Below are 10,709 nucleotides of genomic sequence, written 5' to 3'. Positions count from 1 at the left end.
AGGCGTGTAAAAGCGTGCGTGGGTTCGAATCCCACATCCTCCTTAATAGTAACGCGGGATGGAGCAGCTCGGTAGCTCGTCGGGCTCATAACCCGAAGGTCGTAGGTTCAAATCCTGCTCCCGCAATTTGGCTCGGTAGCTCAGTTGGTAGAGCAATGGATTGAAGCTCCATGTGTCGGCGGTTCGATTCCGTCTCGCGCCATTTTCTTTAATAATAAGCGGGTGTAGTTTAGTGGTAAAACTACAGCCTTCCAAGCTGTTGTCGCGAGTTCGATTCTCGTCACCCGCTTTGAACATTTGTTCATTACCAAGTTTTTAACTTGGGCGCGTAGCTCAGGTGGTTAGAGCGCACGCCTGATAAGCGTGAGGTCGGTGGTTCGAGTCCACTCGTGCCCATTTTGGAGAATTACTCAAGAGGCTGAAGAGGACGGTTTGCTAAATCGTTAGGTCGGGTAACCGGCGCGGGGGTTCGAATCCCCCATTCTCCGTATATGTTTGAAGTTTGAGATGAAATCTCAAACTATTTTTTATATTTTTGAAGGTTAAATCTATGTTCTTGAGGCGTTTTTTAAAAATTTTTAGTTTTTGTTTTGTTGTATTAGTTTCAGGAATATTATTTCTTTTTCCATCTGTTCGAAATGTGATTGTGTTAAAATCTTCTGATATTCTAACAAGTATTGACAGAGTTGTCTCATTTCCATTTGTTTTTTTAGAATCAAAGTCAAATGATTTTAAGGATTTATCCAAACTGAACGATGAAAATAATTCTTTAAAATTTCTGCTTTATCAGCATGATGTAGATCGATCAAAACTCAAGCGTCTTGAAAAAGAAAATAAAGAGTTAAAGGATTTGTTAGATATTAAAGATTCTGTATCAGGATCTAAACAAGTAGTTGCTGAAATTGTTGATAGAAGTTATCGTTCATGGGATAAAGAATTTATTATTGATAAAGGAATTTCAGATGGAGTTTCAGATTCCATGTTTGTGCTTACTTCTGGTGGGGTAATTGGCTTGGTGGAAAGTGTTGAAAAGAATTCCAGTAAAGTTAAATTATTGTTTGAAGATCACGTTTCTTCACAACATTTAACACTTAAAATTGAGGGACAAGGGCAATCTATTTTTGCCTTACTTAATGGTTATGATGAGAAATCTGGTGAGTTACGTTTACTCCAAATTGGGGATCCGATTGAAATAAAAACTGGTTCCCTTGTTTCAACAAGTGGGTTAGGAAAATACAAATCAGGTGATTTACCTGTTGGTACTGTCACTTCTGTACAAAAAGCATCCGATCAATTAGGGCAAGAAATTCGAGTGAAACCGAAGGCTAATTTGGATGTGAATCGCTTTGTAGTATTGATTGGAGACTAGTTTGAAAGTAATACGTAAGTACTATTTTTTCCCTTTAATCCTGTTCTTATCTTTATTCATTGATGGGCAAATCTCTTTTATTATTTCTCATTTGATACCAAATTCGTTACACCCTACTTCGTTTCTATTTCTATATGGGTTTGTGTTATTGAGTCTCTATTTCTCTGAGATAGCAAGTATATGGTTGGGGATTTTTTTTGGTTTTTGTTTCGATGTGTATTTCTTAAATACTATTGGAATTGCCTTTCTACTGTTGCCTTTATTACAGGTGATTATTTTTCGTTGCAATCAAATCGTTCTGGCTAATCGTTTTACTCGATTTTTTACTTTTTTACTAACGATTCTATTCTTTCAATTTTTTACAAGTCTTCTGTTGCTTCTTTTCAATGGTATGAATTTTGATATGCTAGCAGTGATTGTCTACCAAATTGCACCAAGTCTTATTTTGAATTTACTTCTATTAATAGTGTTGCAACCTTTACTTGAAAAGATTTATTTATAAAGACGAAATAAAAATGTAACAATAGCGTAACATAAAATTTGAAAAATTTTGTTATACTAGTTAGTGTCTTATTAGAAAGGGAAAAAATATCTAATGAAGAAAAAATTATTTGCCACAATCTTATTAAGTACAGTTGCTTTATCACAAGGAGCTATTGTAGCTGGAGTATCAGCTGATTCTACAGATGATAAGATTGCTGCTCAAGATAGCAAAATCAATAGTATTAATCAACAACAACAAAGTGCACAAGCTCAAGTTGATCAAATCCAAGGTCAAGTATCTGAAATTAAAAAACAACAGGAAGACCTTCAAGCTGAAAATGATCGTTTGAATGAAGAATCTGAAAGATTATCAGCTGAGATTGATGAGTTGTCGAAAAATATTGTTGCTCGTCAAGAATCACTTGCAAATCAAGCACGTAGTGCTCAAACAACTGGAACTGCTACAAGCTATATTAATGCGATCGTAAGCTCTGGTTCTTTAACAGAAGCTATTTCACGTATTTCTGCTATGAATGAAATCGCAGATGCTAACAACAAAATGTTGCAAGAGCAAAAACGCGATAAAGAAGAAATTGCGCAGAAACAAAAAGAAAACAATGATGCAATCAATACTGTAATTGCGAATAAACAGCAATTAGAAGATGATGCACAAGCTTTATCTACAAAAGAAGCTGAGTTAAAAGTTGCACAATTAAACTTGGCAGCTGAAAAGTCTTCTGCTGAGAACGAAAAGAATGCTTTATTGCAACAAAAAGCTGAAGCTGAAAAAGCAGCGGCTGAAGCGGCAGCAGCTGAGGCAGCTTACCGTGCAAAACAAAAAGAACAACAAGAAGCAGTGAAAGCTTCTGCTAATACGACTCTTCAAGCTCAGGTTCAAGCAGCAACTCAAACACCTGCTGCAACTGAAGCTGTAGCAGCTCCAGCAGCAACAGCACAACCAGCTGTTCAAGCACCTGCTACAACTCAAGCAACAGCGCAGCCAGCTGTTCAAACTCAGGCGGCAGCAGCTCCAGCTCCAGCAGCAACTACTTCTCGTCCTACTTATAGTACATCTGCATCTTCTTATCCAGTTGGTGAATGTACTTGGGGTGCGAAAACATTGGCTCCATGGGCTGGAGATTACTGGGGTAATGGTGGACAATGGGCAGCAAGCGCTGCAGCAGCAGGATTCCGTACAGGATCTCAACCTCAAGTTGGAGCAATTGCATGTTGGAATGATGGTGGATATGGACACGTAGCGGTTGTTACAGCGGTTCAATCTACTACAAGCATTCAAGTATCTGAATCTAACTATAACGGTATCCGAAGCATTGGTAACTACCGTGGTTGGTTTAACCCTACAACAGCTCAAGGTACTGTTACTTATATCTATCCTAACTAAGAATTTTTTTGAAGCGGGACAATGGTTCTGCTTCTTTTTTTGTGAGAGATGAGGAGGGCTTCTTTTTCTATTTTCCATAAATTAATATTTGAATATTTGATTAAAAAGCGATAAAATGATGATAGGAGAATTTTGTACTGCGGGTACAATATGGTTTTAGATTTTACTGGAGGAAATCATGTCATTTTCTGATTTAATGCTCTTTGCCTTGTCGTCAAATCAAGAATTGGCTCAACGTGTGTCTCGTGAAATGGGATTGCCGCTTGGAAAGTCAACTGTTCGTCAATTTTCTGATGGAGAAATTCAGGTCAATATTGAAGAATCAATCCGTGGGAAAGATGTTTATATTTTACAATCTACTAGTTCACCCGTTAACGATAATCTTATGGAAATTTTGATTATGGTGGATGCGTTGAAGCGTGCAAGCGCACAATCGATTAATGTGGTGATGCCGTATTACGGTTATGCCCGTCAGGACCGGAAGGCTCGGGCCCGTGAGCCAATTACTTCTAAGTTAGTAGCTAATATGCTTGAAGTTGCAGGTGTTGATCGGTTATTGACCATTGATTTGCATGCTGCTCAGATTCAAGGTTTCTTTGATATTCCTGTAGACCATTTGATGGGTGCTCCATTGATTGCTGATTATTTTGAACGTCGTGGAATGATTGGAAAAGACTATGTGGTTGTCAGTCCTGACCATGGTGGTGTGACTCGCGCTCGGAAGTTAGCTGAGTTTTTAAAGACTCCGATTGCAATTATTGATAAACGTCGTAGTGTTGATAAGATGAATACGAGTGAAGTCATGAACATCATTGGAAATGTTGAAGGCAAAACGTGTATCTTGATTGATGATATGATTGATACAGCTGGTACAATCTGTCATGCGGCGGATGCTCTTGCAGAAGCAGGCGCAGTTGAAGTCTATGCGAGCTGTACCCACCCTGTTCTATCTGGGCCAGCCTTAGATAATATCCAAAAATCAGCGATTAAGAAATTAGTCGTCTTGGATACGATTTACCTACCAGAAGAACGATTAATTGACAAGATTGAGCAAATTTCAATTGCCAAACTGCTTGCTGAAGCAATTGTGCGTATTCATGAAAATCGTCCTCTTTCCCCTCTATTTGAAACCGGAAATGCCAAAAAATGTTAACAATAAGGAGGCTGGGAAACTGGCCTCTTTTGTATAGGAGGAAGTACAAATGGGAATCAGACAATGGTGGCAAGAGCTAAAAAAAGAAAAGAAGCGAAAAGAACTGGTCAAGTCAGCTCACGAATTAGAAGCCAAGGTAGACCCTAGTTTACCCAAGAAGAGGTTGCCAGAAAATAAGGCTGTGAAATAGTTTAAAGGAAAAGAAGAAGTTATATCCTGACTTCTTCTTTTTATGTAGAATTATCTCGAAATCGTAATTTTTGGTATCAAATAGACCTAAATTTAAAATTATTTTGTTGATATTAAAGTGTTTTATTGTAAAATCACTTGACAAACCAAACATATATGTATAAAATGTTCAGTATAGAGCAATCTATATTAAATATGAAAAAGGAGATAAAACTATTATGAAAAAAGTTTTATTATCAAGTGCCGTCGTTCTTTCAGCTGTAGCAGCAACTTCAGTTGTTTTTGCTTCAACTTTGGCAAACAGCAAAGATAATCCAAATAACCGTTTTGGATCATACTATGCTCAAACTTACCAAGGTCTTGGAAAGAAGGTAGTAGCTCCTTCAAAACCAACTCAAGCTACACCAGCTGTACCGGAGAAACCAGCTACACCAGCTGTACCAGAAAAACCAGCTACACCTAAAAAACCAGTTGCAGTTGTACAAGTTCAACAACCAAAAGGTGATAAAAAAGATGGTGTTCTTCAAGAAGTATCTTCTCCAGTTGCACCTAAAAAACCAGTTGCAGTTACAGCTGAAAAAGACCTTCCTTCAGAAAAAAATGTAACTGGAACAACTAACTCTCGTTACGGTTCTGCTTCACAAGAAGAAAAACCAGCTAAAGATGGTCAAAAATATGAAACATTCAAAGCTGTAGAAACATACGGAAATACTAACTATTCTTATAATGGTTCATATGACGATGGTAAACGTCTTGTGACTGTTGATCCAAATTCTCGTTATGGTTCTGCTTCACAAGAAGAAAAACCAGCTAAAGATGGTCAACAATACGAAACATTCAAGGCTGTAGAAACATTTGTTAGCACAAACTACTCTTCAGTAGTCAACCAATAATAGATTTAATGTAATTTTTAAGAGGGCAGTTGCCCTCTTTTTAAGGATTTAGAAACATGGACTAAAGTATAAATACAATAATAAAATTTTATATCCATAAAGAAATATTCATTGGAAATAGGAAAAAAATTGATAGTTTTTTTCAAAAAAAATAAGAAAAGTCTTGACATAGGCAGAATATCCTAGTATACTAGTCATAGTTACGAAGTAACGAATAATTTTTGAAAAGAAAAAAAGGAGATAAAACAATGAAAAAAGTTTTATTATCATCAGTAGCAGCTCTTGCAGTATTTGCAGCAGCAGCACCAGCATTTGCATCTGACAACTACGATAGCTCAAATGCTTTGATCCAAAAACACTATGTTTCTGAACGCGATATCGCAGACGAAGCAAACACACAAGTAGCAGCTCACGAAGCTGATATCAACGCTGAAGCTGAAAATGATGCAGCAGTTGTTGCGGCTAAACAAGCACTTGAAGCATACGGATCAGGTCATCTTTACGACTCTTATGTTGCAAAAGTAGAAGCTGCTCGTACTGAAGCTCGTAATGTTGTACGTAACAAATATGTAGCTAAACTTCAAGATAAATACCGTGCAGCAGCACAACGTGAAGGTAAATACTGGAACGATGCATCTGGTGTTCAAGACAACAAAACTCGTGAAATGCGTGATGCAGAAGATAAAGCTCTTAACCATGGTGGTTCTGCTGATGCAGCTGCTAACAATGATCAAGCTAAATCTCAAGAAGAAGCTAAAAAAGCAGCAGAAGCAGCTAAAGCAGCAGAAGCTGGTAAAGCTGGTTCAAAACAAGCTGGTAAAGCTCTTCCAAAAACAAGCGCAGTTAAATAATTTGATTATTAATTAGCTCGTAAAATATCACTGGACCTTCGGGTTCAGTGTTATTTTTTAGAAAAAATCATCAAGAGGAGATCAATTGAATGAAAAGAGCTGGAAAAAAAGCTTCAAATAAATTAGGTGTTATGATTGCTGCTCTTGTTGCAGTTGTTGTGATTGTAGCTGGTTTTATTTTCTTTAATCCATTCGGAGGAAGCAAATCATCTAACACGGCTAAAAAAGCAACTGGAACAAGTTCAACTAAGCAAGAAACTAAATATGAACCAAGTCAAGAAGAAAAAGACTACCTAAAAAATCGTTTTGCCGAATTAACGGCTGTTAACCCTGAAGCGATTGCTTATGTCTATGCACCGGGTACTGAGTTGGATGAGCCTGTTGTTCAAACAGGAGATAATGCAACATACTTGGATAAGACGTTTGATGGTGGAAATGAACCTTATATGGGTACGGTCTTCATGGATATGGATAACAAGAAAGACTTTAGTGATCGTTTGACATGGCTATTTGGACATGCGCGCGGTAGTAAAGTTGGTGATCACCGTATGTTTAATGACATCAACTACTACGATAAACAAGAGTATTTGGATCAACATCCATATGTCGTGATTGAAACTCCAGAGCGGAAATACTACTATGAAGCGATGGGCTTGGTTATTGTACCTGAGGATACTGCTTTCTACCGTACAAGCTTTACAGATGACAATGATTTTACGACACAATTGAAGAACATCTATGAGTCAGCTCGTACGAAGAACCCTAATATCAAGATCAAAGCATCTGATAAGTATTTAGTATTGTCAACTTGTCGTGAAGAGGATGAAACCATTCGTTCTAACCTCTACCTTCGTCAAATTCCTGATTCAGAAATGAAGGATTTTGTGGCGAAACATGCAGATCAATTGAAATACGTGGCAACACGTGGTCAACAATAATGTCTTGAAAGACTTAGCATTGCTAAGTCTTTTTTTGTTTATCAGGATGATTGAAATATGGTTGGCCTGTGTTCAACTGTTTGAAAAATGGAGGGATCTGATTGTTTTTTTGCGATGGGGTTCTATTTATAGTATAATGAATATAACTGTTTTTGGAGGTGTTCTATGGATTTAACGAAACGTTTTAATAAAAATCTGAGTCGAATTGAAGTTTCTTTGATTCGTCAGTTTGACCAATCGATTTCTTCAATTCCTGGTGTCTTGCGTTTGACGTTGGGGGAACCGGATTTTACAACTCCTGAACATGTGAAAGAAGCTGGAAAGGTTGCTATTGATGCGAATTTCAGTCATTACACAGGAATGAGTGGCTTGCTAGCTTTGCGTGAGGCTGCTAGTCAGTTTGTAGCTGATAAGTATCGAATTCACTACCGTCCTGAGGATGAGATTTTGGTTACGATTGGTGCGACTGAAGCCTTATCTACCACCTTGACAGCAATCTTGGAGCCTGGTGATGTAGTGCTATTACCTGCTCCGGCTTATCCTGGTTATGAACCGATTATAAATTTGGTGGGAGCAGATGTTGTTGAAATTGATACGACAGCAGATCGTTTTGTCTTAACGCCTGAAAAGTTGGAAAAGGCTATTCTAGAGCAGGGTGAAAAATTGAAGGCTGTTATCCTTAACTATCCAGCTAATCCAACGGGTGTCACTTATTCGCGCAAACAGATGTCAGAATTGGCTGCTGTCTTGAAAAAATATGAGATTTTTGTCATCTGTGATGAAGTGTATTCAGAGCTGACTTATACAGGGGAAGCACATGTTTCCATGGCAACATTTATCCCTGAGCAGACCATTGTTATTAATGGCTTGTCTAAATCTCATGCCATGACAGGCTGGCGACTCGGTTTTATCTTTGCCCCAGCTGCATTGACGGCCCAGCTCATCAAGAGTCATCAGTATTTGGTAACGGCTGCTGGCACCATGAACCAGTATGCTGCGATCGAAGCCTTGACAGAAGGTCGGGATGATGCAGAGCCAATGAAGCAGGAATATGTGAAACGTCGGGATTATATTATTGAAAAGATGTCCGCGCTTGGGTTTGAGATGATTAAGCCAGATGGGGCTTTCTATATTTTTGCTAAGATACCGGCTGGTTATAATCAGGATTCCTTTGCTTTCTTGCAAGATTTTGCACGTGAAAAAGCAGTTGCTTTTATTCCTGGGGCTGCTTTTGGCCAATATGGCGAAGGCTATGTGCGCTTGTCATATGCAGCCAGCATGGAGGTTATTGAGGAAGCTATGAAACGCTTGAAGGAGTATATGGAAGAACATGCTGGAGTCAATTGAGACCCGGGGAATTGTACTGTATAATCGGGAATTTCGTGAGGAGGACAAGTTGGTCAAGATCTTCACGGAGAAGTCGGGCAAGCGGATGTTTTTTGTAAAGCATGCTGGGAAATCCCGGCTGAATCCCATGTTGCAACCTTTGGTAACGGCAGATATGTTTCTGAAAATCAATGATGATGGGTTGAGTTATATTGATGATTTCCAAGATGTACAGGTCTATAAGAAAATCAATGCAGATCTTTTTGCTCTTTCTTATGCGACCTATGTTCTGGCACTTGCGGATGCATGTATCCAGGATAATCAAGTAGATCCGGCCTTGTTTGTGTTTTTAGAGAAGACCTTGTCTTTGATGGAAGATGGCTTGGATTACGAGGTGATAACCAATATTTTTGAGATTCAGATTCTTTCGAGGTTTGGGGTTGTCTTGAACCTGCATGAATGTTGTTTCTGTCATCGGGTTGGTCTTCCTTTTGACTATTCCTTTCGGTATAGTGGGGTCCTTTGTCCGGATCATTATGATCGGGATGAAAGGCGAGCTCACTGGCATCCGAATGTTGTTTATTTATTGGATCAGTTCCAAGCTGTTCGATTCAGTGAGTTAGAGACAATTTCCCTACAAGAGGAGATGAAACTAGCTCTGCGTCAGGCAATCGATCAGTTGTATGAGGAGTATGTAGGGATCCATTTAAAAGCTAAAAAGTTTATCGATTCTTTGAGTGATTGGGGAGCGATTATGAAAGATTCATCTGGAGGTGAAACATGAAAAAAATTGCAGTAGATGCAATGGGGGGCGATAATGCACCTCAAGCCTTGGTAGAAGGCGTGAATCAAGCCATTCGTGATTTTGATGATATTGAGGTTGTCTTGTATGGTGATGAGGCAAAAATCAAAAACTATTTAACAGCAACAGAGCGTGTATCGATTGTTCATACGGAAGAAAAAATCGATTCAGATGATGAGCCGACGCGTGCTATTCGTCGGAAGAAGCAAGCTTCTATGGTCTTGGCTGCCAAGGATGTGAAGGCTGGAGATGTAGATGCTATGTTGTCTGCGGGGAACACGGGCGCCTTGTTGGCGGCAGGTTTCTTTATTGTCGGTCGTATCAAAGGAGTGGAACGTCCAGGTTTGATGTCTACACTTCCAACGGTTGATGGGCGTGGTTATGATATGCTGGACTTAGGTGCCAATGCGGAAAATACACCGGAGCACTTGCATCAGTATGCTGTGATGGGATCTTACTATGCTGAAAATGTTCGTGGGATTCAAAAACCACGCGTGGGTCTATTGAACAATGGGACAGAAGCTAGTAAAGGGGATTCTTTACGAAAGGAAACCTATCAATTATTGTCTGAGGATGAGTCGATTCATTTTGTTGGAAACGTGGAAGCGCGTGATTTGATGGATGGCGTTGCAGATGTTGTTGTGGCAGATGGTTTCACGGGAAACGCTGTCTTGAAAACCATGGAAGGAACGGCTTTCGGAATCTTGAAGCAGTTGAAACAAGCGATTACGACTGGAAACTGGAAGGCGAAATTAGGAGCTTTTCTGCTTAAGGACAGTTTGAAATCATTGAAGCAGACCTTAGATTTCTCAGATGTTGGAGGTGCTGTCTTGTTTGGTCTTCAGGCACCTGTTGTTAAAACGCATGGTTCGAGTGATGCAAAGGCAGTCTATAGCACGATTCGCCAAGTTCGGACTATGTTAGAGACAGATGTTGTTGGAAAATCAGTGAAGGAATTATCGAAAGAAGGGTAATGTATGAGTAAACAAAATGAAATTTTAGCGACAATTGAGGAATTTCTCAAAGACCGCAAGGGGCCAGATTTTCAAGTCTCTTTAGAATTAGACTTGAAAAAGGATTTACAGGCAGATTCAGTTGAGTTGATGGAATTTATTATCAATCTTGAGGATGAATACCAAATTGAGATTCCAGACAAGGCTATTGATGAATTTAATACAATAGGGGATGTTGTCGACTACATCGACAAACGAATTGCTGCTCATTAATGAAAAAGGGATCGTTCAGATATTATTCTGAGTGATCTTTTTTTCTGTTCATTTCATTCGGATTTTGACTATATTGT

General features: G+C 39.0%; 12 protein-coding genes and 5 tRNA genes. All 17 read left to right on the top strand.

The genetic code is table 11. From position 1 onward, the window contains the following. The first annotated feature begins 52 nt into the window (after nt 1-52). The 17 genes from QM830_RS10080 (at nt 53) to QM830_RS10000 (ending at nt 10,632) form a co-directional block, all read left to right on the top strand. Nucleotides 53-126: transfer RNA gene (locus tag QM830_RS10080), tRNA-Met, on the top strand. A gap of 3 nt (nt 127-129) precedes the next feature. Then, nucleotides 130-202 (top strand) — tRNA-Phe (locus tag QM830_RS10075). Between the two features lie 16 nt (nt 203-218). Next, nucleotides 219-289 (top strand) — tRNA-Gly (locus QM830_RS10070). A gap of 33 nt (nt 290-322) precedes the next feature. Next, a tRNA-Ile gene (locus tag QM830_RS10065) sits at nt 323-396 on the top strand. 4 nt (nt 397-400) lie between these two features. Then, a tRNA-Ser gene (locus QM830_RS10060) sits at nt 401-488 on the top strand. Nucleotides 489-550: 62 nt separating this feature from the next. After that, nucleotides 551-1,369: a rod shape-determining protein MreC gene (gene mreC, locus QM830_RS10055; protein ID WP_414326841.1), complete on the top strand. Its 819-nt coding sequence runs from the start codon at nt 551-553 to the stop codon at nt 1,367-1,369. Then, nucleotides 1,359-1,871 carry a rod shape-determining protein MreD gene (mreD, locus tag QM830_RS10050; RefSeq protein WP_414326839.1) on the top strand — a complete coding sequence of 171 codons (513 nt, stop codon included), beginning with the start codon at nt 1,359-1,361 and terminating at the stop codon, nt 1,869-1,871. The genes mreC and mreD overlap by 11 nt, the downstream gene beginning before the upstream one ends. Before the next feature lie 93 nt (nt 1,872-1,964). After that, a complete protein-coding gene (locus QM830_RS10045) occupies nt 1,965-3,254 on the top strand; it encodes a CHAP domain-containing protein (protein ID WP_414326837.1) in 1,290 nt (429 codons plus the stop codon). A 178-nt stretch (nt 3,255-3,432) separates the two neighbouring features. After that, on the top strand, nt 3,433-4,407 hold the full coding sequence (locus QM830_RS10040) for a ribose-phosphate diphosphokinase (RefSeq protein WP_414326835.1): 975 nt from the start codon (nt 3,433-3,435) through the stop codon (nt 4,405-4,407). Between the two features lie 49 nt (nt 4,408-4,456). Beyond that, nucleotides 4,457-4,597: a hypothetical protein gene (locus QM830_RS10035; protein ID WP_414326833.1), complete on the top strand. Its 141-nt coding sequence runs from the start codon at nt 4,457-4,459 to the stop codon at nt 4,595-4,597. A 217-nt stretch (nt 4,598-4,814) separates the two neighbouring features. Beyond that, nucleotides 4,815-5,489, top strand: a complete 675-nt coding sequence (locus tag QM830_RS10030) for a hypothetical protein (protein ID WP_414326832.1) — start codon at nt 4,815-4,817, stop codon at nt 5,487-5,489. Between the two features lie 248 nt (nt 5,490-5,737). After that, a complete protein-coding gene (gene abpA / locus QM830_RS10025; RefSeq protein ID WP_414326830.1) occupies nt 5,738-6,340 on the top strand; it encodes an amylase-binding adhesin AbpA in 603 nt (200 codons plus the stop codon). An 89-nt stretch (nt 6,341-6,429) separates the two neighbouring features. Continuing rightward, a complete protein-coding gene (srtB, locus tag QM830_RS10020; RefSeq protein WP_414326828.1) occupies nt 6,430-7,278 on the top strand; it encodes a class B sortase, LPKTxAVK-specific in 849 nt (282 codons plus the stop codon). Nucleotides 7,279-7,443: 165 nt separating this feature from the next. Continuing rightward, on the top strand, nt 7,444-8,625 hold the full coding sequence (locus QM830_RS10015) for a pyridoxal phosphate-dependent aminotransferase (RefSeq protein WP_414326827.1): 1,182 nt from the start codon (nt 7,444-7,446) through the stop codon (nt 8,623-8,625). Then, nucleotides 8,609-9,388, top strand: coding sequence for a DNA repair protein RecO (recO, locus tag QM830_RS10010; protein ID WP_009731954.1), 780 nt, complete (start codon nt 8,609-8,611; stop codon nt 9,386-9,388). The genes QM830_RS10015 and recO overlap by 17 nt, the downstream gene beginning before the upstream one ends. Continuing rightward, on the top strand, nt 9,385-10,380 hold the full coding sequence (plsX, locus tag QM830_RS10005) for a phosphate acyltransferase PlsX (RefSeq protein ID WP_009731955.1): 996 nt from the start codon (nt 9,385-9,387) through the stop codon (nt 10,378-10,380). Before recO ends, plsX begins: the two co-directional genes overlap by 4 nt. A 3-nt stretch (nt 10,381-10,383) precedes the next feature. After that, nucleotides 10,384-10,632, top strand: a complete 249-nt coding sequence (locus tag QM830_RS10000) for a phosphopantetheine-binding protein (protein WP_009731956.1) — start codon at nt 10,384-10,386, stop codon at nt 10,630-10,632. The last annotated feature ends 77 nt before the right edge of the window (nt 10,633-10,709 follow it).

It is taken from the genome of Streptococcus sp. OMI750, from assembly GCF_047463895.1.
In the GTDB taxonomy this organism is placed as follows: Bacteria; Bacillota; Bacilli; order Lactobacillales; family Streptococcaceae; genus Streptococcus.
Note: the sequence above shows the minus strand (reverse complement) of the source record. Positions and strands in the feature narration are given on the sequence as shown.

Excerpts from the sequence above, each read along its gene's own strand:
- QM830_RS10040 (WP_414326835.1), top strand. The coding sequence starts at position 3,433 with ATGTCATTTTCTGATTTAATGCTCTTTGCCTTGTCGTCAAATCAAGAA.
- QM830_RS10035 (WP_414326833.1), top strand. The coding sequence starts at position 4,457 with ATGGGAATCAGACAATGGTGGCAAGAGCTAAAAAAAGAAAAGAAGCGA.
- QM830_RS10045 (WP_414326837.1), top strand. The coding sequence starts at position 1,965 with ATGAAGAAAAAATTATTTGCCACAATCTTATTAAGTACAGTTGCTTTA.
- recO (WP_009731954.1), top strand. The coding sequence starts at position 8,609 with ATGCTGGAGTCAATTGAGACCCGGGGAATTGTACTGTATAATCGGGAA.
- QM830_RS10000 (WP_009731956.1), top strand. The coding sequence starts at position 10,384 with ATGAGTAAACAAAATGAAATTTTAGCGACAATTGAGGAATTTCTCAAA.
- QM830_RS10015 (WP_414326827.1), top strand. The coding sequence starts at position 7,444 with ATGGATTTAACGAAACGTTTTAATAAAAATCTGAGTCGAATTGAAGTT.
- plsX (WP_009731955.1), top strand. The coding sequence starts at position 9,385 with ATGAAAAAAATTGCAGTAGATGCAATGGGGGGCGATAATGCACCTCAA.
- abpA (WP_414326830.1), top strand. The coding sequence starts at position 5,738 with ATGAAAAAAGTTTTATTATCATCAGTAGCAGCTCTTGCAGTATTTGCA.
- mreC (WP_414326841.1), top strand. The coding sequence starts at position 551 with ATGTTCTTGAGGCGTTTTTTAAAAATTTTTAGTTTTTGTTTTGTTGTA.
- QM830_RS10030 (WP_414326832.1), top strand. The coding sequence starts at position 4,815 with ATGAAAAAAGTTTTATTATCAAGTGCCGTCGTTCTTTCAGCTGTAGCA.
- srtB (WP_414326828.1), top strand. The coding sequence starts at position 6,430 with ATGAAAAGAGCTGGAAAAAAAGCTTCAAATAAATTAGGTGTTATGATT.